This is a genomic window from Streptomyces purpurogeneiscleroticus, assembly GCF_020024005.1.
Classification (GTDB): Bacteria; Actinomycetota; Actinomycetes; order Streptomycetales; family Streptomycetaceae; genus Streptomyces; species Streptomyces purpurogeneiscleroticus.
In genome coordinates, this window is the sequence record NZ_NHSG01000390.1 from 1 (window position 1) to 19,657 (window position 19,657).

Genomic DNA, 19,657 nt, shown 5'->3' on the forward strand with positions numbered 1-19,657 from the left:
AGGCCACCGGGGGCTCCGCGCGGCGGCGCGGCCGGGGCGCGAACCGCCGCCCCAGCGGCCGCGAGCGGCACGACGAGAAGATCACCGTGTACGTCTCCGCCGAGGAGCTGATGGACCTGGAGCACGCGCGCCTGGTCCTGCGCGGCGAGCACGGCCTCGCGGTGGACCGCGGCCGGATCGTCCGTGAGGCCGTCGCCGTCGTCCTGGCGGACCTGGAGTCCCGGGGGGACGCCAGCATCCTCGTGAGGCGTCTGAGGGGGCGCTGAGCGCCTTCTTGGGGCCATGCTGTGGAACTCCGGCCGCCCGGGCGGCCGGGTCCGCGCCGGGCGGGCCCCGGCGGGTTAGCCTTCCGGCACCGGTGGGCGCCGCCCGCCGGTGACCAGCCCGGCGCCGCGCGCGGCACGGGACCGCAGCGTATGGACCACGATGCCGACGACCCACGACGACCCCGCCCCGCGCACCGCGCGCCGCACCTTGGGCCATGGCCCGGGCACGGATCCGGAACCCGCTCCGGAACCCGCTCCGGAGGCCGCCGCGCCCGCCGAGCCTGCTGAGCCCGGGCCCGCGGAGCCCGCGGACGCCACCGTCACCGGTGACGGGAAGTTCACCCTCCACCTGGAGAACTTCGAGGGCCCCTTCGACCTCCTCCTGCAGCTGATCTCCAAGCACAAGCTGGACGTCACCGAGATCGCGCTCTCGCAGGTCACCGACGAGTTCATGGCGCACATCCGGGCCATGGGCCCGGACTGGGACCTGGACCAGACGACGGAGTTCCTGGTGGTCGCGGCGACCCTGCTGGACCTGAAGGCCGCGCGGCTGCTGCCCGCCGCCGAGGTCGAGGACGAGGCGGACCTCGCCCTCCTGGAGGCGCGCGACCTGCTCTTCGCACGGCTGCTCCAGTACCGCGCGTACAAGGAGGTCGCCGACATCTTCAGCCGCCGCCTGGCGGACGAGGCGCGCCGGCACCCGCGTACCGTCGGGCTCGAACCGCACCACGCCGAGCTGCTGCCCGAGGTCGTGATCAGCATCGGCGCCGAGGGGTTCGCCAGGCTCGCCGTGAAGGCGATGCAGCCCAAGGCCAAGCCGCAGGTGTACGTCGACCACATCCACGCGCCGCTGGTCAGCGTCCGGGAACAGGCCGAGGTGATGGTGGCGCGGCTGCGCGCGGCGGGCGAGGCGTCCTTCCAGGAGCTGACCGAGGACGCGCCGGACACGCTCACGGTCGTCGCCCGCTTCCTGGCGCTGCTGGAGCTGTACCGGGAGCGCGCGGTCACCCTCGATCAGCCCGAGGCGCTGGGGGAGCTGACCGTGCGCTGGGCCGGTACGGAGGACGGCGCGGAGCCGGTCGTCACGGACGAGTTCGACCGGCCGCCGGAGCCGCGGGCCGAGGGGAAGACCGAGAAGGAGACAGCGTGACCGAGCCCGGCACCGCCGAAGAGACGTACGACCTCCCCGAGGCGCAGGCCCCCGAGCCCCCCGAAGGGCCGGCCGGCGCCCTCGGGGTCGCGGCGCTCGACCTGAAGCCCGCGCTCGAAGCCGTCCTGATGGTCGTCGACGAGCCCGCCACCGAGGAGCACCTCGCCAAGGTGCTGCAGCGCCGCCGCCGCGACGTGGCGATCGCGCTGCGCGAACTGTCCGACGACTACACCCGTCAGGGCCGCGGCTTCGACCTGCGCCTCGTCGCGGGCGGCTGGCGGTTCTACACCCGCCCGGAGTACGCGGACGCCGTGGAGAGCTTCGTCCTGGACGGCCAGCAGGCCCGGCTGACACAGGCCGCATTGGAGACTCTGGCCGTGGTCGCGTACCGTCAACCGGTCAGCCGGTCCCGGGTCTCGGCCGTGCGCGGTGTCAACTGCGACGGCGTGATGCGCACCCTCTTGCAGCGCGGTCTGGTCGAGGAGGCGGGCACGGAAGGCGAAACAGGTGCGATCCTGTACAGGACGACGAACTACTTTCTGGAGCGGATGGGCCTGCGGGGCCTGGACGAGCTCCCCGAGCTCGCCCCGTTCCTCCCCGAGGCGGACGCGGTCGAGGGCGACTCCCGGGAAGGTGTGCCGTCGTTCGACGTAGACGACAACGGCGACTCCCACACGGGTCAGACGAACTAGACGGATCATTGATGCGAAGCAGCGGCAGGAACAGCAGCGGTAGGGGCAACTACCGGGGCGCGGGCAACCAACGCGACGACAAGCAGAAGCGCGCGGGGAAGCCCCGTCCCGAGGAGCGCCGCTACGACGTGGGCGGTTCCGGCTCCGGCTCGGGCGGCCCCGGTGACGGGCCCCGCAAGGGACGCGGCGCGGCGGCCCGCGGCGGCGCCAAGGGCGGCCCGAAGGCCAGCCCGCGCAGCCAGGACGGCAAGGGCGCCAAGGGGCCCCGCGGCCGCGGCTCCGCGCCGGCCCGCCCCCGCGAGTACGACGCGAAGATCGAGGAGCGCAACCGCGCGCGGTACGACAAGCCTCAGATCAAGACGCCCAAGACCTTCGGTGACCAGGAGGGCGAGCGGCTCCAGAAGGTGCTGGCCCGCGCGGGCATGGGCTCGCGGCGCGCCTGTGAGGAGCTGATCGACGACGCCCGCGTCGAGGTGAACGGCAAGATCGTCACCGAGCAGGGCGTCCGCGTCGACCCGGAGAAGGACGAGATCAAGGTGGACGGCCTGACCGTCGCCACCCAGTCCTACCTCTTCTTCGCGCTGAACAAGCCGGCCGGTGTCGTCTCCACCATGGAGGACCCCGACGGCCGCCAGTGCCTGGGCGACTACGTCACCAACCGTGAGACCCGGCTCTTCCACGTCGGCCGGCTGGACACGGAGACCGAGGGCATCATCCTGCTCACCAACCACGGTGAGCTGGCGCACCGCCTGACCCACCCCCGGTACGGCGTGCAGAAGACCTACCTCGCCGCCATCCAGGGCCCGCTGCCGCGCGAGATCGGCAAGATGCTCAAGGACGGCATCCAGCTGGAGGACGGGTACGCGCGCGCCGACCACTTCCGGGTCGTGCAGCAGACCGGCAAGAACTACCTCGTCGAGGTGACCCTCCACGAGGGCCGCAAGCACATCGTGCGCCGGATGCTCGCCGAGGCCGGCTTCCCGGTCGAGAAGCTCGTCCGGACCTCCTTCGGGCCGATCTCGCTCGGCGATCAGAAGTCCGGCTGGCTGCGCCGCCTCACCAACACCGAGGTCGGCATGCTGATGCGCGAGGTCGACCTCTGAGCAGGACCGTGAGCTTGCCACAGTGACGAGCCACCTCTTAATGTCACCATGACGATTAAGGGGTGGTTCTTCTATGGCATCCGTGGTGTCCACGGCCGCGACCGGCTCGCTCATCGGCCTCGCACTCGGTGACGCGCTCGGGTATCCGACCGAGTTCAAGAGCGTGCCGGCGATCGAGGCCGCGTACGGCCCGTGGCGCGGGCTCGACCTGCCCACGCCCGCGTACATCACCGACGACACCCAGATGACGCTGGCACTCGCCCGCGGCCTCCGTACGGCCATGGAGCGCGGCCCCCTCGATGCCGCGACCCTCGAACCGCCCGTACGCGGCGAGTACGTCACCTGGTGGCGCTCCCCGGACAACAACCGCGCCCCCGGCAACACCTGCCTGACCGCCTGCCGGCTGCTCAGCGAGCCGGGCAGCCCCTGGGCGGCCGCCAGCCGGACCGGATCCAAGGGGTGCGGCGCGAACATGCGGGTGGCGCCCATCGGCCTGGCGCCCGGCCTGACCGATCAGCAGCGGGCCGGCGCGGCCCAGCTCCAGTCGGCCCTCACCCACGGCCACCCCACGGCCCTGGCGGCGAGTGATCTCACGGCGTGGGCGGTGCGGCTCCTCGCCCAGGGCGCGGACCCCGCCGAGCTGCCCCGCCTGCTCCGGACGTACGTGCACGCCGAGCGCACGACGTACCACGCCGACTGGCTCGGCGACCTGTGGCAGCGCGCCGGTGCCGCGTCGCCCGAGGCGTTCATCGCGTACGGCTGGGACGAGTGCCGCGGCGCCCTGGACCGGCTGGACGCCGCCCTGCGCAACCCCGACCCGGAGGCCGACCCCTGCCTGGCCACCGGCGAGGGCTGGATCGCCGAGGAGGCCCTGGCCACCGCCCTCCTCTGCTTCCTCCTCTTCCCCGAGGAGCCCGTCACGGCCCTGCGCCGCGGCGCCGTCACCGCCGGCGACTCCGACTCCATCGCCTGCCTGGCGGGGGCCTTCGCCGGTGCCCACCTCGGCGCCGACGCCTGGCCCGCGGCCTGGGTGGACCGCATCGAGCACCGCGACGAACTGCTCTCCTTCGGCCGGCTCTGGGACTGAGGCGGCCGTCTCGCAGGGCGGGCGCGCACGGCGACTGTCGGTGGGTCTCGATACGCTGCGTACCGTAAAAGTGTTGCGCACGTACCTCTCGAACGGGACGTTGCGGGCGACGAGACGCAGGGAGCGAAGACGTGGCGGTACGTGCGGTCCGAGGGGCCGTTCAGCTGGAGCGGGACGAAGCGGAGCACATGCATGAGCAGGTGTCCGAGCTGCTGACCGCCATCCTGGAGCGCAACAGCCTCGTGCCGGACGACCTGATCAGCGTGTGGTTCACGGCCACGCCCGATCTGCACAGCGACTTCCCCGCCGTCGCGGCCCGCAAGCTGGGCATCACCGACGTCCCGCTGATCTGCGCGCAGGAGCTGGACATCGCCGGGGCCATGCCCCGCGTCGTGCGGATCCTGGCGCACGTGGAGAGCGACCTCCCCAAGGCGGAGATCGCGCACGTCTACCTCGGCGCGGCGGGCGCGCTGCGGAAGGACATCGCCCAGTGAGGACCGCGATCGTCATCGGCACGGGCCTGATCGGCACCTCCGCCGCGCTGGCCCTGAGCGCCCGCGGCGTGCGGGTGCACCTCGCCGACCACGACGCGGCGCAGGCCCGTACGGCGGCGGCGCTCGGCGCGGGGACCGTGGAGGAGCCCGAGGGCCCGGTCGACCTCGCGATCGTGGCCGTGCCGCCCGCGCATGTCGCGGCGGCGCTGGCGGACGCGATGCGGCGCGGCGTGGCCCGCGCTTACCTGGACGTGGCCAGCGTCAAGGCCGGCCCGCGGCGCGAGCTGGCCGCGCTCGGCCTGGACCTCACCCCGTACATCGGCACGCACCCCATGGCCGGCAAGGAGCGGTCCGGGCCGCTGGCCGCGACCGCCGACCTCTTCGAGGGCCGGCCGTGGGTGCTCACGCCGACCCGCGACGGCGACACCGAGGTGCTGAACCTCGCGCTGGAGCTGGTGGCGCTGTGCCGGGCCGTCCCGGTCGTCATGGACGCCGACGCGCACGACCGCGCGGTCGCCCTGGTCAGCCACACGCCCCAGCTGGTCTCCAGCCTGGTCGCGGCGCGGCTGCGGGGCGCCGACGAGACCGCCGTACGGCTGTGCGGCCAGGGCATCCGCGATGTGACCCGGATCGCCGCCTCGGACCCGGCCATGTGGATCGACATCCTCTCGGCGAATCCGGGACCGGTCGCGGACGTGCTCTCCGAGATCGCGGCGGACCTGGACGAGACCGTGCAGGCGCTGCGCGGGCTGCAGTCCGCCGACGAGGCCAAGCGCGAGTCCGGCGCCGGCGGCATCGCGGACGTGCTGCGGCGCGGCAACGCGGGCCGCGAGCGGGTGCCGGGCAAGCACGGCGCCGCTCCCGCCGCGTACGAGATCGTGGCCGTGCACATCGGTGACCAGCCGGGCGAGCTGGCGCGGATCTTCGCCGACGCCGGGCAGGCGGGCGTCAACATCGAGGACGTCCGCATCGAGCACGCGACCGGCCAGCAGGCGGGCTTCATCCAGCTCACGGTCGAGCCCACGGCGGCGCCCGCGCTCACCGCGGCGCTCCGCGAGCGCGGCTGGTCCATCCGCCAGTAGCCGGTCCATCCGCCGGCAGGGGCCGCGGGAAGCGTCACGGGCACCCGCGGCAAGCGTCACAAACCCCCCACTCCCCTGGGGGGAAAACGTGTCTGCGTGTACCCGGTAACCTTGTCCGAGGCCACATTCGGCCGCAGGATCCCCGCCCCGTGCACAAGGAAAGGTGTTCGTCACCGTGGAAACCGCCGCCCGGACCGCCCCGGCAGCAGTGATTGTCGCCATCGACGGCCCCTCCGGCACGGGCAAGTCCAGCACGTCCAAGGCGGTCGCCGCCAAGCTGGCGCTGAACTACCTGGACACCGGTGCCCAGTACCGCGCGATCACCTGGTGGATGCTGTCCAACGGCGTCGACATCCAGGACCCGACCGCCATCGCCACGGCCGCCGCCAAGCCCGTGATCGTCTCCGGCACCGACCCGTCGGCGCCGACGATCACCGTCGACGGCCAGGACGCCGCGGGCCCGATCCGTACGAAGGAGGTCACCTCCGCGGTCAGCGCCGTCAGCGCCGTCCCCGAGGTGCGCAGCCTGATCACGGACCTGCAGCGGACCATCGCCGGGTCCGCCGAGCGCGGCATCGTCGTCGAGGGCCGGGACATCGGTACGACCGTCCTGCCCGACGCCGACCTGAAGATCTTCCTCACCGCCTCGCCCGAGGCGCGTGCCGCCCGGCGCAGCGGTGAGCTCAAGGGCAAGGAGGCCACCGACCTGGCCGCCACCCGCGAGGCACTGATCAAGCGCGACGCCGCCGACTCCTCCCGCAAGACCTCGCCGCTGGCCAAGGCCGACGACGCGGTCGAGGTCGACACCACGGACCTGACCCTGGAGCAGGTCATCGAGTGCGTGGTCACCCTCATCGAGGCGAAGATCGCGGAGAAGAGCGCCGCGTGACCGACTCCGACCGGCTGCCGAGCGCCGGCGGTGCCGCGATCGGGCGGCGGATCGGCATCGGCCTGATGTACGGGCTGTGGCGGCCGCGGGTGCTGGGCTCCTGGCGGGTGCCGGCGGCGGGCCCGGTGATCCTCGCGGGCAACCACGCCCACAACATCGACGGCCCCATGATCATCGGCACCGCGCCCCGGCCGGTGCACTTCCTGGTCAAGAAGGAAGCCTTCGCCGGGCCGCTGGATCCCTTCCTGCGCGGCATCGGGCAGCTGAAGGTCGACCGGACGGGCGCCGACCGGACCGCGATCACGGACGCGCTGGGCGTCCTGAAGCGCGGTGGCGTCCTCGGGATCTTCCCGGAGGGCACCCGCGGCGAGGGCGACTTCGCGTCGCTCCGTGCCGGGCTGGCGTATTTCGCCGTACGCTCGGGGGCGCCGATCGTGCCGGTCGCGGTGCTCGGCAGCGCGGAGCGGGCGGGCCGGGCGATACCGGCGCTGCCGCCGCTGCGCGGCCGTGTCGATGTCGTCTTCGGCGATGCCTTCCAGGCCGGGGACGGGTCGGGGCGGCGGACGCGGAAGGCGCTGGACGAGGCGACCGTACGCATCCAGGAGCGGCTGACCGCCCACCTGACCGAGGCCAGGCGCCTGACCGGCCGCTGAGCCGCACCAACCGGTCGCCCGAGAGCCGCGCAGGCGGCCGGTGCGGCCCATCGACCACGCAGAACGAGGAACGGACTTCATGAACGACCAGATCCCCACCGGCGACGAGCACGTCGAGCACGGCGCGCTGGGCGACGCCGAGTACGCGGAGTTCATGGAGCTCGCCGCGCAGGAGGGCTTCGACCTGGCCGAGGTCGAGGGCGACATCGCGGCGGCCGGTCACGGCCCGCTGCCCGTCCTCGCCGTCGTCGGCCGCCCGAATGTCGGCAAGTCGACTCTCGTGAACCGCTTCATCGGCCGCCGCGAGGCCGTGGTCGAGGACAAGCCGGGCGTCACCCGCGACCGCGTCACCTACGAGGCGGACTGGAACGGCCGCCGCTTCAAGGTCGTCGACACCGGCGGCTGGGAGCAGGACGTGCTCGGCATCGACGCGTCCGTCGCGGCCCAGGCGGAGTTCGCGATCGAGGCCGCGGACGCCGTGGTCTTCGTCGTGGACGCCAAGGTCGGCGCGACCGACACCGACGAGGCCGTCGTGAAGCTGCTGCGCAGGGCCGGCAAGCCGGTCGTGCTGTGCGCCAACAAGGTCGACGGCCCCTCCGGCGAGGCGGACGCGGCCATGCTGTGGTCGCTCGGCCTGGGCGAGCCGTACCCGGTCTCGGCCCTGCACGGCCGCGGCACCGGTGACCTGCTGGACGCCGCGCTGGACGCGCTGCCCGAGGCGCCGCAGCAGACCTTCGGCTCCGCGATGGGCGGCCCGCGCCGCATCGCGCTCATCGGCCGCCCCAACGTCGGCAAGTCCTCCCTGCTGAACAAGGTCGCGGGCGAGGAGCGGGTGGTCGTCAACGAGATGGCCGGCACCACCCGCGACCCGGTCGACGAGCTGATCGAGCTGGGCGGCAAGACCTGGAAGTTCGTGGACACCGCGGGCATCCGCAAGCGCGTCCACCTCCAGGAGGGCGCCGACTACTACGCCTCGCTCCGCACGGCGGCCGCCGTGGAGAAGGCCGAGGTCGCGGTCGTCCTGATCGACGCGAGCGAGTCGATCAGCGTGCAGGACCAGCGGATCATCACCATGGCCGTCGAGGCGGGCCGCGCGCTGGTCATCGCGTACAACAAGTGGGACCAGCTGGACGAGGAGCGCCGCTTCTACCTGGAGCGGGAGATCGAGCGCGACCTCGTGCAGATCCCGTGGGCGATGCGGGTCAACGTCTCGGCGCGTACCGGACGGCACATGGAGAAGCTCGTCCCGGCGATCGAGACCGCGCTCGCCGGCTGGGAGACCCGGGTGCCGACCGGCCGCCTGAACGCCTTCCTCGGCGAGATCGTGGCCTCCCACCCGCACCCGGTCCGGGGCGGCAAGCAGCCGCGGATCCTCTTCGGCACGCAGGCCGGCACCAAGCCGCCGCGCTTCGTGCTCTTCGCCTCCGGCTTCCTGGAGGCCGGCTACCGCCGCTTCGTCGAGCGCCGGCTGCGCGAGGAGTTCGGCTTCGACGGAACGCCGATCCACATTTCGGTGCGGGTGCGCGAGAAGCGCGGCCGCAAGAAGTAAGCAGCAGTAACGGCGGGACGGGCCCGCTCGCACCGATGCGGTGCGGGCGGGCCCTTTCGCGCGCTCAGTGGCGGTACGGGCGGTTGTCGCGCGGCGCCGGAGGCAGCGCGGCGGGGGCGTGGCCCCGGGCGTGCTGCGGGGGCAGCGGCACCTCGCGGCGGCCGGTCGTCGCGGGCGTGGTGCGCCGCCAGATCCGCCGCAGCACCTCCGGACTCAGCTCGTCCTCGCCCGTACGGTCTCCGGGCAGGGCCCGGAAGGAGCGGCGGTACTCGGCGTAGAGCGCGTCGTAGATCGGCGTGGCCGAACCACGCTCGGTGTGGTGCGCGGCGGGCTCGTACGACGGGCGCATGCCGGGGATGGAGTGGAACGGGGCGCGGGGAGACGGGTCGTATGGGTGCACGTCTGTGCCAACGACCCGAGGCCCCGCGGGATGCGGCCTTTGGTGGCGAATCGGTTGATCGCGGGCATACGCGTACTTCCGCGGGGTCCGGAGGCCCGCAGCCGCAGGGGCCGCGCCGGCTGCGCGGTGACGCCTCGGACATCCGTACGCGGACGGGCGGCCGCCCCCCTGTGGGGAACGGCCGCCCGCGGGCCCGCCGGACGACGGCTCAGGTGCCGGCCAGCGGCATGCTCATGGCGACCAGCTGCCCGCGCGCAGCGGCCTTCTCCAGCGCCTCGCGCATCAGGTCCTCGCGCGGCTGCTGGCCGATCGAGCCGTGCGGCGCCGCGTACACCACCACCGTCCGGGACTTGTTGACCGCGGCGCGCCAGCCGTCCGAGACCGGGAGCGGCTGGTGGGCCTTCCACCAGGCGTTCTGACCGCCGCTCTCGGCGCTGTCCTGGAGCACGGCGTGCAGCTGGCCCATGGCGAGCAGCACGGACCAGCCCGTCCCGCCGGCCGGCAGCACGGCCACGTCCTCGACCGGGTGGAAGCCCTGCTCCCGCAGCAGCGGCAGGAAGTCGTCGTCGAGGCCGACCGAGCCGGGGCGGGCGATCGGGCCGCTCGGCTCCACCACGAGCGCGGGCCGCAGATCGCCCTCGACCAGGACCAGGCCGCAGGTCACACCGAGGGTCGCCTGGCGCGGGGCCGGCGTCGGCCCGCCGGAGCGCGGCGCGGGCGGGCCCGCCGGGGTCTCGGCGGGGGCCTCGCCGGTGATGGAGCGGACGGCGCCCTTGAGCTGCTCCTCGGCCACCGTGACGACCTGGGAGGGGATGCATGTGGCGTGGGCGAACGCCAGCACAGCGGTCTCCTCGCCGATGAACAGAACGGTGCTGGTGCGCTCCTGTTCGCTGTCGCCCGGGGTGCGGCAGGAGGTGCAGTCGTAAGCGCCGGGGGCGTTGTCACCGGCCAGCAGGCGGTCGGCCTCCTCGTCGCCGATCTCGGCGCGGACGTCGGAACTGACGTCGAGCATGCGGGGCACGGCTGACTCCTCGATCTGTGTGCGGCAGCCGGGCGGATCCCGGCGTGTAAAAAGACAACGGGCGATCTGTGGCAGGAGTCACGCGCGGGCGCGAACGTAATCGAACCGATCGGCGCACACCGTGAACGCCGCCGCGGAAGCCGTCACTCCCCGCCACCGCGTGTGCGAGCCACGTTTCGGATTCTGGTGAGGTGGCTCACAGGCCCGGAGATCGTCGGACCGATAAATACTGATATCGCGGAATCTAGAGGGTGACCGGAACTCGTCGGTACCTCTAGTAACGCCCGACTGGCCTGCCGCGACAGTGGATTGGTTGATGCCGGGCCCCCGGGGTTCCTACATTCAGCGGCCGTGTGCACCGAGCACCGCCCGGGGACGCCCGCCGTCCGTAACCGGCAGCACGGCAGTACCGCAGCACGGCAGTACGTACCAGCGCAGCGCCGCGCCCCACGAGGAGACGCGCGGAGCGGCGCGGCGCAGGACCCGCGGCGGGCGGGGCGGAGCGGCGCACGGGCGGGACACCCGCCCGGCGCGCGCCGCCCGGGGGAGGACCCGGGTTCTCCGAGAGGGAAATCCATGCCTTTTCCGAAGGGCTTCATGCGTCGTGAAACCGCTGCCCTGGCCGGGGCGGCGCTGGTCGCACCGCTCGCACTGCTGGCCGCCACCGCCTCCGAGGCGCGCGCCGCGGACGGCGGGGTCTGGGACCGCATCGCGGCCTGCGAAAGCGGTGGGAACTGGCACATCAGCACCGGCAACGGCTACTACGGCGGACTGCAGTTCTCCGCCTCCACCTGGCGGGCGTTCGGCGGCCACAAGTACGCGCCGAGCGCGCACCAGGCGGGGCGCGACGCGCAGATCGCGGTCGCGACCAAGGTGCAGAAGGTCCAGGGGTGGGGTGCCTGGCCGGTCTGCTCGGTCCGGGCGAACGCCTCCGGCGGCGCGCCGGCGGTCGGCGGCGGCGAGGTCTCGGCGTCCCGGAAGAGCGAGGACCGCGCGGTGCGCAGCAGCCACGCCGACCGCGGCAGCGCCCGGGGCGGCAAGGGCGGCTCGTACAAGGTGCGCAGCGGCGACACGCTCGGCTCCATCGCCGCGGCCAAGGGCGTGTCCTGGCGGACGCTGTACGCCGCCAACAAGTCCGTCATCGGCGGCGATCCGCACATGATCAAGCCCGGCCAGCGCCTCACGGTCTGACCCCCGGCCGCCAGGGTCCGCGCGTCCCCCGTTCCCGCGGACCCGCGGTGGCGGCGTGCCCCGCCCGGTCACCCGACCGGGTGGGGCACGGTCCTTCGGGCGCGTGCCGCGCGTCCGGTCCGGCGGACCGCCGCTAGCCTGCGGCGGTGCTCGAACTGTCGGAGTTCTTCCCGCGTCTTGGTGCGGCGGCCCGTCCGCGGCCGCCCCGTACGGAGCGCCGCGCGCGCACCGTTGTCCGTGCCACCCGCAGGCCCGCGCTCACGCTCGCGGTCCTGGCGGCCCTGCTGGCGGGGAGCGCGGGAGTGGGCGCGGCCGCCGACCGGGAGCCCCGGTCCGGCGGCGGGCTGGCGGGGGCGCTGGGCACGGTGACGCGAACCGTCCTCGGCGCGGCGGACTGCTCCGGCGACGACTGGCCGTGGGGCTGCATGGCCCAGTGCGAGAGCGGCGGTGACTGGAATGCGCGTACCGGCAACGGCATGTACGGCGGGCTGCAGTTCACGCAGTCGACGTGGGAGTCGGCCGGCGGGCTGGCCTTCGCGCCGCGGCCGGATCTGGCCACTCGGGAGGAGCAGATCAAGGTCGCCGAGCGGGTGGTGGACGAGCAGGGCTGGGGTGCCTGGCCGGCCTGCGCGCGGCGTTACGGCCTGCGGGCCGGGGTACCCGCGGCGGACGGACAGGGCCTCCGTACTCATCCGTGATGCGGATCGGTGGCCCGAGGTTCCCGATCGCGGCTACCGATTTGCTCACGTTTCCGGAACAAAATAGCGAAAGCACCCAACCCGAAACCTCCAATGGCGGTCTAACCGTTTGGTAGGCGGACGGCAGGCCACGTTCGCGCGAAAACCATGGGATACGGGGACGGATGCATATCTCATTCCTGATTCACAACGCATACGGCATCGGCGGCACGATCCGGACGACGTACAACCTCGCCGACACGCTGTCCGAGCAGCACGACGTCGAGATCGTGTCCGTCTTCCGCCACCGTGACGTACCGGTGTTCGAGCCCGGGGCGCGAGTCAGGCTGCGGCATCTGGTGGACCTCCGCAAGAACAGCCCCGACTACGACGGGGAGGACCCCGCCTTCCTGAACGAGGCCCGGGTCTTCCCGCGGGCCGAGGGCCGCTTCCGGCAGTACAGTGCGCTCACCGACCGGCGGATCGCGGCTCATCTGCGGTCCCTGGAGGCCGACGTCGTGGTGGGGACCCGGCCCGGGCTGAACGTCCACATCGCCCGGCAGGCCCGCCGGGGTGTGGCACGCGTGGGACAGGAGCACCTCACCCTCGATTCGCACGGCAGGGCGCTGGTCCGGCGGCTGCGCGCGGTCTACCCGCGGCTGGACGCGGTGACCACGGTGACCGAGGCGGACGCCCGCTCCTACCGCAAGCGGCTGCGGCTGCCCGGCGTACGCATCGAAGCGGTCCCCAACAGCGTGCCCGAGCCCGGTATCCAGCCCGCCGACGGCACCGGAAAATGGGTCGTCGCGGCCGGTCGGCTGGACAAGGTGAAACGGTACGACCTGCTGATCCGGGCCTTCGCCACGGTCGTCGAGCAGCGTCCGGACTGGCGGCTGCGGATCTACGGCGGCGGCGCCGAGAAGGCCGCGCTGCGCGCCCTGATCGACGAGCTGGGCCTGTACAACCACGTCTATCTGATGGGCCCGGCGAGCCCGTTGGACCCGGAGTGGGCCAAGGGTTCCATCGCGGCCGTCACTTCCCGGCTGGAGTCCTTCGGGATGACGATTGTGGAGGCGATGCGGTGCGGGCTGCCGGTGGTCTCCACCAACTGCCCGCTCGGTCCCGGCGAAATCATCGACGACGGCGTGGACGGCCGGCTGGTACCGGTCGGCAAGAAGGACGCCATCGCGGGCGCGCTGCTGGAGCTGATCAACGACGATGAGCGGCGGCAGCGCATGGGTCGGGCCGCCCTGGTGTCCTCCGCCCGCTTCGATCCCGGACGGATCGCGGGACGGTACGAAGCGCTCTTCGGCGACCTGACCACCACCACCGGCGGCGGGCGGGGCGGACTGCGCGCCACGGTCCACCGCACCAGAGGAGCTTTGCTGAGCGGCGCCTACGCCACCAAGGACGCGGCGCGCGCCGCAGTGAGAGGAGTGCGGACGGCATGAGCGCGTCGACGCAACTGCCCGCCACCGGCACCCGGCCGCCGCAGCGGATTGCCCTGCGCGCCGACTGCATCGCGGACTCCGCGGGCGGCCTGACCTTCGACATCGCCGTTCCCGGCACGGCCGGCGAGGACACCGGCACGGTCTGGAGCGCGGCACTGGTGCTCCGGCTGCGCGGCGGCGAGCCGCCGGCCGACGAGATCCGGCTGCCGCTCGGGCCGAACGGCGCGGGCCGGCTGCGGGCCGTGCTGCCCAGTACGGTCGCGCTGGCCGAGGGCCGCTGGAACGTCTACGCCGACCTCGGGGACGCCGGGGACCCGCAGCGCCTGCTGCCCGGCCTGAACGACCTGCGGTCACTGGTGGACCGGCGCCCGCTGGCCGCCATCGGCCGGCTCGGCGTCCGGATCCCGTACGCCACCAAGTACGGCAATCTCGCGCTGCGCAGCTGGCTGCGCGGCCCGCACGCGGAGTCCGGCGAGATCACCGTGGCGCCCGACGGCATCACCGTCCAGGGGCGGCTCTACGGCGCCGCGCTGGAGCCCGGCGCCGCCGCCGAGGCGCGCGCCCGGCGGGACGGGCACACGGTCACGATCCCGCTGCACGGCGACGGGCCGGACTTCGCCTTCGTCCTGCCGCACGGCCCGCTGGCCGAGCAGTGGCGGGCGGGCACCGAGCGGTGGGACCTGTGGGTGCGGACCGGCGAGGTCGCCGAGCCGGTGCGCATCTCCCGCATCCTGGACGACGTGCCGGACAAGAAGCAGATCTTCACCTACCCCGCGATGCCGATCGCCGCGCCCGGCGCACAGGTCCGCGTCGGCCCGTACTTCACGGTCGACAACGACCTGTCGGTCAAGGTCGTGGGACCGCAGGAACCGTCCTGAACCACCGGGGGACGCCCCCGCGTCCCCCGGCCTCAGACATCCCTGATTGACCCATGACAAATGGGGCACCCGGGTGGCGGAGGTGCACATCATGGTTCCTGTCCTGTTGGTCCTGCTGCTCGCGCTGATCCTCTTCGGTGCCGGTTTCGCTCTCAAGGCGTTGTGGTGGATCGCGGTGGCGGTGCTCGTCGTATGGCTGCTGGGCTTCCTGTTCCGTTCCACCGGCACGGGAGGCGGCCGGGCGCGGTGGTACCGCTGGTAGCGGCGCGCCTGAACCGATGACGGCGGCGCGGGCGGAGCCGCCGTTCCGGACCACCGTTGTCCGCAACTGCTGCCAGAATCCGGCACATGTTGGAGACCTCGGCACGCCTGCTCCGCCTGCTCTCACTGCTGCAGGCCCACCGTGAATGGTCCGGCGCCGACCTTGCCGACCGGCTGGGCGTGACGCCGCGTACGGTACGGCGCGACATCGAACGGCTGCGGGAGCTCGGCTATCCCGTGCACTCGGCCCCCGGCACCGCCGGGGGCTATCAACTGGGTGCGGGCGCCGAGCTCCCGCCGCTGCTGCTGGACGACGACGAGGCCGTGGCGGTCGCCATCGGTCTGCGCACCGCGGCGGCCGGCGGCGTCGCGGGCATCGAGGAGACCTCCGTCCGCGCGCTCGCCAAGCTGGAGCAGGTGCTCCCGGCCCGGCTGCGGCGCCGCGTCTCCACCCTGAACACCTTCACCGTTCCCCTGGTGAACGGCGCGGGGCCGCGCGTGGACGCCGCCGTGCTCACCGAACTGGCCGCCGCCTGCCGGGACAGTCAGCAGCTGCGCTTCGAGTACGCGTCGCACGACGGCACGGTCAGCCGCCGCACCGTCGAGCCGCACCGCCTGGTCAGCGCCCAGCGCCGCTGGTACCTCGTCGCCTGGGACACCGGACGCGAGGACTGGCGCACCTTCCGCGCCGACCGGATCACCCCCACCCCGCCGCACGGGCCGCGCGTGGCGCCCCGTACGCCGCCCGCCGAGGACCTGGCGGCCTATGTCTCCGAGGGCGTCTCCAGCGCCGTGTACGCGGTGTCCGCGACCGTGCTGCTGCACGTGCCGCTGGAGGAGGCCGCGCAGCGCGTCTCGCCCATGGCCGGGACGCTGGAGGCGGTGGACGGCCGCAGCTGCCTGCTGCGGGCCGGCGCGGCGAACCCGGACGCGCTGGTCGTGTTCCTGATGATGACCGGCTTCGACTTCGAGGTCCGCGAGCCGCCCGAACTCCTGGAGCGGATACGGGAGATCAGGGACCGCTTGTCCCGGGCGTCGGCCTGAGCCGCGCGTCCTCCTCCGTCAGTTCGCTGCGGGCCGTCGCCGGATGGTGCAGGTCGAAGGCCGGGGACTCGGAACGGATCTTCGGCATGGTGAGGAAGTTGTGCCGCGGCGGCGGCGAGGAAGTGGCCCACTCCAGGGAGCGGCCGAAGCCCCACGGGTCGTCCACGTCGACCTTCGGCGCGTACTTGGCCGTCTTCCAGACGTTGTAGAGGAACGGCAGGGTGGAGGCGCCCAGCAGGAAGGCACCGATGGAGGAGACGGTGTTGAGCGCCGTGAAGCCGTCGGCCGCGAGGTAGTCGGCGTACCGGCGCGGCATCCCCTCCACGGCCAGCCAGTGCTGGACGAGGAAGGTGGCGTGGAAGCCGACGAAGAGCGTCCAGAAGTGGATCTTCCCCAGCCGCTCGTCGAGCAGCTTGCCGGTGAACTTGGGCCACCAGAAGTAGAAGCCCGCGAACGTCGCGAAGACCACCGTGCCGAAGACGACGTAGTGGAAGTGGGCCACCACGAAGTAAGTGTCGGTCACGTGGAAGTCCAGCGGCGGCGACGCCAGGATCACTCCCGTCAGGCCGCCGAACAGGAAGCTCACCAGGAAGCCGACCGACCACAGCATCGGTGTCTCGAAGGACAGCGAGCCGTGCCACATCGTGCCGATCCAGTTGAAGAACTTCACGCCCGTCGGCACCGCGATCAGGAAGGACATGAACGAGAAGAACGGCAGCAGCACGGCCCCGGTGGCGAACATGTGGTGCGCCCAGACCATCAGCGACAGGGCGGTGATCACCATCGTCGCCGCGATCAGCATGGTGTACCCGAAGATCGGCTTGCGGGAGAAGACCGGGATGATCTCGGTGACGATGCCGAAGAACGGCAGCGCGATGATGTAGACCTCCGGGTGGCCGAAGAACCAGAAGAGGTGCTGCCACAGCAGCGCTCCGCCCCACTCCGCGTCGAAGACCACCGAGCCGAACCGCCGGTCCGCCTCCAGCACCAGCAGCGACGCCGCGAGCACGGGGAAGGCGACCAGGACGAGGATCGAGGTGAAGAGCACGTTCCAGGTGAAGATCGGCATCCGGAACATCGTCATGCCCGGCGCCCGCATCCCGATGATCGTGGTCAGGAAGTTCACCGCGCCCAGGATCGTGCCGAAGCCGGACAGCGCCAGCCCCATGATCCACATGTCGTGCCCGATACCGGGGGAGCGGACCATGGAGTTCAGCGGTGCGTACGCGGTCCAGCCGAAGGACGCGCCGCCGGAAGAGGTGAGCAGCGAGCCCACCACGATCAGCCCGCCGAAGAGGAAGAACCAGTACGAGAGCATGTTCAGCCGGGGGAAGGCCACGTCGGGCGCGCCGATCTGGAGCGGCATGATCTCGTTGGCGAAGCCCGCGAAGGCCGGGGTGGCGAACAGCAGCAGCATGATCGTGCCGTGCAGCGTGAACGCCTGGTTGTACTCCTCGTTGGTGATCAGCTGTAACCCGGGCCGGGCCAGCTCGGCGCGTAACACCAGCGCCAGCACCCCGCCGAAGAGGAAGAAGCCGAACGACGTGACCAGGTAGAGATGGCCGATCTTCTTGTGGTCCGTCGTCGTCAGCCAGTCCACCACGACCTTGCCGGGACGGCGGGCCGCGACGGGGCCGGCGCTCGCCTTCTGTACCACTGTTCCCATCCGCGCCACCTCGTTCGTCGACCGGGCAAACCAGGGCGTGACCGAGGGTGCGCCCCGACGGCAGGACGTACTGGAGCTCGCTTCATGATGCGCGCCCCAACGGCCTTCGCGCGAGGGGGCGTCGGCCTGTCCGGGCCCCCGGCTGGATGTGCGGGAAATGTGAGCGGTGTGTGTGTCGTCGGCGGATTACGGGACGCCCGATATTGCGTATCGGGTAAGGGGAATGCGACGTCGCCGGGCGATTGATTTCCGAGGCGCGACGGGAGTTGCGCGGGTGGGTTCGAGGAAACCGATGAGGGGGAAATCGGGCCGGTTTTTTCCGTTGCCGAAGTGATACCGGGGCGGCTCGTTCGGGTGACGGAAGTGGCGCTAAACCGGCCTCGACGGGCTGTGACAGAAGTGTGACCAATGCCGGACCCCGGGAACACTCCGGTGTGTCAGGAAGGCCCTTCCGTGCACCGCGGGAGAGGCATACGGTGGCGCCATGGCGCCAGTACCGAACCTTCCGAAAGACCCGGACGACGACCTCGAGACCTATGTCGGTCTGGAGCAGCAGCAGGCCGAGGAACAGGCCCGCGCGCGGGGCTGGAGCACCGTCAGGTCACTGCCGCCCGGCGCGATCATCACCATGGAGTACATGGCGGGCCGGCTGAACTTCGAGGTGCAGGACGGCACCGTGAGCAAGTCCTGGAAGGGCTGAGCGGCCCGCGCTTCGCTGTCCCCCCGGTACTTCCCGTACGACGACGGCCCCGGCGGCTCCGTGAGTGGAGCCGCCGGGGCCGTGCTGTGCGGGGGTGTGCGTACCGTCCCCGCACGTCTGCCGTGTCAGCTGCCCTGCGAGCGGCCGCGGACGGTCGTGGTGACCGGTGCGGTGCGCGGGGCGCGGTCCGCGTGCGGCGGTCTTCGGCTGCCCGAGGGGGTGACCGGAGTGCGCTCCGAGCGCGTGGTGTGCGGGCGGGCGGGGTGGTGCGGCCAGGTGTCCGGGGACCGGCCCTGCCGGCCGCCGGCCACCGCCGGCTCGCGGACCAGGACGCCGTCCTCGGCGACCGCCCGCTGGCGGGAGACGCCGGCGGTGACGCCCGCCGGGCTCGCCGGTACCGGGAGGGGCTGTGCCGCGCCGCCGAGCCGGTCACGCAGCCGCCACAGGGCCGCCATCAGCCGGGCCTCGGCCCAGGCCATGCCCGGCTCGCACCAGGGGAGCGCGAGCAGCACCAGGAGGCCGGCGGCCCAGCCCAGCAGCACGTCGCTGACCCAGTGGGTACCGAGGTACACCGTGGTCATGCCGACGCCGAGCGCGCCGAGCGCGGCGATCACCGAAAGGATCCTGCGGCGCAGCGGCGTGGTCGCCAGATACGAAAGGACGCCCCAGGTCACCACGGCGTTCGCGGTGTGCCCCGACGGAAATATATCGCCGCCGAGCCACATCTCATTGGTGCCGATGGCGGTCGCGTAGTGCGGCCCGAGCCGGCCCATGCCGATCTTCGCGGCACCCACGGTGACGTTGAGCATCAGCAGGGCGACGCCCAGCACCAGCATCGGGTGGAGGTTCTTCTGCCGCCAGCAGCGCCAGACCAGCCATGCGCCCACGGCGACCGCGGTGGGGCCGCGCTGGCCCAGCACCACGAAGTAGTCGAGGAAGGCGTGGATGTCCGGCCATTGCTTGTACGGCCGGAACAGCATGACCTGCCAGTCGAGGGTGACCAGCCAGGAAGTCGTCAGCACGCCGAGCACGATCGCCGCATAGACCGCCACGGTGCCGCCGAACAGCCAGTGGCGTGTTCGTGTCATATACGGCCGGGCGCGCTCGCTCGGGCGCCCTTCCCTCTGGTCGGGCTTCTCATCGGTACGCACTCAATCGACGTTACCGCGTGTGATGTAGGTGCTTGGTCAAACCGTCCGCTTTGTAATGACGATGTGATGTGGAATGCGTCTCAAACAAGCCATTCGCCAGGGCCCTGCCAAGAGAATTCACTAAATCGCTCTTTCGGCCGCGGGGCATCCGTGTGGACGCGCGTCCAAGAGGCTGAATGCATTTCTCCGGCCGCGTTTATCGTGTATTTCCCGGGGCGTCACGATGTGTTCGCCGGTCCGGCCGCGCGCGGG

Annotated in this window: 20 protein-coding genes and 1 pseudogene; 17 read left to right on the forward strand and 4 right to left on the reverse strand. The window is 72.3% G+C overall.

The window, feature by feature from the left end; translation table 11 throughout:
* The 10 genes and pseudogenes from CCS38_RS28415 to der form a co-directional block, all read left to right on the forward strand.
* A pseudogene (locus tag CCS38_RS28415) lies at positions 1 to 266 on the forward strand (hypothetical protein); the annotation flags it as partial.
* A gap of 160 nt (positions 267 to 426) precedes the next feature.
* A complete protein-coding gene (locus CCS38_RS28420) occupies positions 427 to 1,416 on the forward strand; it encodes a segregation and condensation protein A (protein ID WP_223736195.1) in 990 nt (329 codons plus the stop codon).
* Positions 1,413 to 2,108: an SMC-Scp complex subunit ScpB gene (scpB, locus tag CCS38_RS28425; protein ID WP_037961689.1), complete on the forward strand. Its 696-nt coding sequence runs from the start codon at positions 1,413 to 1,415 to the stop codon at positions 2,106 to 2,108. Before CCS38_RS28420 ends, scpB begins: the two co-directional genes overlap by 4 nt.
* Positions 2,109 to 2,119: 11 nt before the next feature.
* Positions 2,120 to 3,211, forward strand: a complete 1,092-nt coding sequence (locus CCS38_RS28430) for a pseudouridine synthase (RefSeq protein WP_223736196.1) — start codon at positions 2,120 to 2,122, stop codon at positions 3,209 to 3,211.
* Between the two features lie 73 nt (positions 3,212 to 3,284).
* Positions 3,285 to 4,298 (forward strand): ADP-ribosylglycohydrolase family protein, encoded by a 1,014-nt coding sequence (locus CCS38_RS28435; protein WP_223736197.1) that lies wholly within the window; start codon positions 3,285 to 3,287, stop codon positions 4,296 to 4,298.
* A 131-nt stretch (positions 4,299 to 4,429) separates the two neighbouring features.
* Positions 4,430 to 4,792 carry a chorismate mutase gene (gene aroH, locus CCS38_RS28440; RefSeq protein ID WP_031064329.1) on the forward strand — a complete coding sequence of 121 codons (363 nt, stop codon included), beginning with the start codon at positions 4,430 to 4,432 and terminating at the stop codon, positions 4,790 to 4,792.
* A complete protein-coding gene (locus CCS38_RS28445) occupies positions 4,789 to 5,874 on the forward strand; it encodes a prephenate dehydrogenase (protein ID WP_223736198.1) in 1,086 nt (361 codons plus the stop codon). The genes aroH and CCS38_RS28445 overlap by 4 nt, the downstream gene beginning before the upstream one ends.
* A gap of 163 nt (positions 5,875 to 6,037) precedes the next feature.
* The gene (gene cmk, locus CCS38_RS28450) at positions 6,038 to 6,763 is read left to right on the forward strand and encodes a (d)CMP kinase (RefSeq protein WP_223736199.1); all 726 of its coding nucleotides are present in this window, start codon (positions 6,038 to 6,040) and stop codon (positions 6,761 to 6,763) included.
* Positions 6,760 to 7,416, forward strand: a complete 657-nt coding sequence (locus CCS38_RS28455) for a lysophospholipid acyltransferase family protein (RefSeq protein WP_223736200.1) — start codon at positions 6,760 to 6,762, stop codon at positions 7,414 to 7,416. The genes cmk and CCS38_RS28455 overlap by 4 nt, the downstream gene beginning before the upstream one ends.
* Before the next feature lie 79 nt (positions 7,417 to 7,495).
* Positions 7,496 to 8,965, forward strand: coding sequence for a ribosome biogenesis GTPase Der (gene der, locus CCS38_RS28460; RefSeq protein WP_223736201.1), 1,470 nt, complete (start codon positions 7,496 to 7,498; stop codon positions 8,963 to 8,965).
* A 64-nt stretch (positions 8,966 to 9,029) separates the two neighbouring features.
* Here der and CCS38_RS28465 read toward each other — a convergent pair whose 3' ends face one another.
* Positions 9,030 to 9,314, reverse strand: a complete 285-nt coding sequence (locus CCS38_RS28465; protein ID WP_223736202.1) for a hypothetical protein — start codon at positions 9,312 to 9,314, stop codon at positions 9,030 to 9,032.
* A 259-nt stretch (positions 9,315 to 9,573) separates the two neighbouring features.
* Entirely contained in the window at positions 9,574 to 10,386 is an 813-nt protein-coding gene (locus tag CCS38_RS28470) for a DUF8842 C-terminal domain-containing protein (protein ID WP_504740353.1), read from the reverse strand.
* A 576-nt stretch (positions 10,387 to 10,962) separates the two neighbouring features.
* Here CCS38_RS28470 and CCS38_RS28475 point away from each other — a divergent pair.
* The 6 genes from CCS38_RS28475 (at position 10,963) to CCS38_RS28500 (ending at position 15,888) form a co-directional block, all read left to right on the forward strand.
* Entirely contained in the window at positions 10,963 to 11,577 is a 615-nt protein-coding gene (locus CCS38_RS28475) for a LysM peptidoglycan-binding domain-containing protein (protein ID WP_223736203.1), read from the forward strand.
* Between the two features lie 146 nt (positions 11,578 to 11,723).
* Complete coding sequence (locus tag CCS38_RS28480; RefSeq protein WP_308050887.1) at positions 11,724 to 12,275, forward strand: transglycosylase family protein; 552 nt, start codon at positions 11,724 to 11,726, stop codon at positions 12,273 to 12,275.
* A 164-nt stretch (positions 12,276 to 12,439) separates the two neighbouring features.
* Positions 12,440 to 13,705: a glycosyltransferase family 4 protein gene (locus CCS38_RS28485; RefSeq protein WP_223736204.1), complete on the forward strand. Its 1,266-nt coding sequence runs from the start codon at positions 12,440 to 12,442 to the stop codon at positions 13,703 to 13,705.
* On the forward strand, positions 13,702 to 14,583 hold the full coding sequence (locus tag CCS38_RS28490) for a hypothetical protein (protein ID WP_223736205.1): 882 nt from the start codon (positions 13,702 to 13,704) through the stop codon (positions 14,581 to 14,583). Before CCS38_RS28485 ends, CCS38_RS28490 begins: the two co-directional genes overlap by 4 nt.
* Positions 14,584 to 14,674: 91 nt before the next feature.
* On the forward strand, positions 14,675 to 14,845 hold the full coding sequence (locus CCS38_RS28495; protein WP_030624574.1) for a hypothetical protein: 171 nt from the start codon (positions 14,675 to 14,677) through the stop codon (positions 14,843 to 14,845).
* Positions 14,846 to 14,931: 86 nt separating this feature from the next.
* Complete coding sequence (locus tag CCS38_RS28500) at positions 14,932 to 15,888, forward strand: helix-turn-helix transcriptional regulator (RefSeq protein ID WP_223736206.1); 957 nt, start codon at positions 14,932 to 14,934, stop codon at positions 15,886 to 15,888.
* Here CCS38_RS28500 and ctaD read toward each other — a convergent pair.
* The gene (gene ctaD / locus CCS38_RS28505) at positions 15,857 to 17,554 is read right to left on the reverse strand and encodes an aa3-type cytochrome oxidase subunit I (RefSeq protein ID WP_223736207.1); all 1,698 of its coding nucleotides are present in this window, start codon (positions 17,552 to 17,554) and stop codon (positions 15,857 to 15,859) included. The two genes, CCS38_RS28500 and ctaD, sit on opposite strands and share 32 nt — an antisense overlap.
* 484 nt (positions 17,555 to 18,038) lie before the next feature.
* Between ctaD and CCS38_RS28510 the strand changes: the two genes are divergently transcribed.
* Positions 18,039 to 18,254, forward strand: coding sequence for an I78 family peptidase inhibitor (locus tag CCS38_RS28510; RefSeq protein WP_223736208.1), 216 nt, complete (start codon positions 18,039 to 18,041; stop codon positions 18,252 to 18,254).
* A 125-nt stretch (positions 18,255 to 18,379) separates the two neighbouring features.
* Here the strand turns inward: CCS38_RS28510 and CCS38_RS28515 are convergent, their stop codons facing one another.
* Complete coding sequence (locus CCS38_RS28515; protein ID WP_223736209.1) at positions 18,380 to 19,342, reverse strand: phosphatase PAP2 family protein; 963 nt, start codon at positions 19,340 to 19,342, stop codon at positions 18,380 to 18,382.
* Between the last annotated feature and the right edge of the window lie 315 nt (positions 19,343 to 19,657).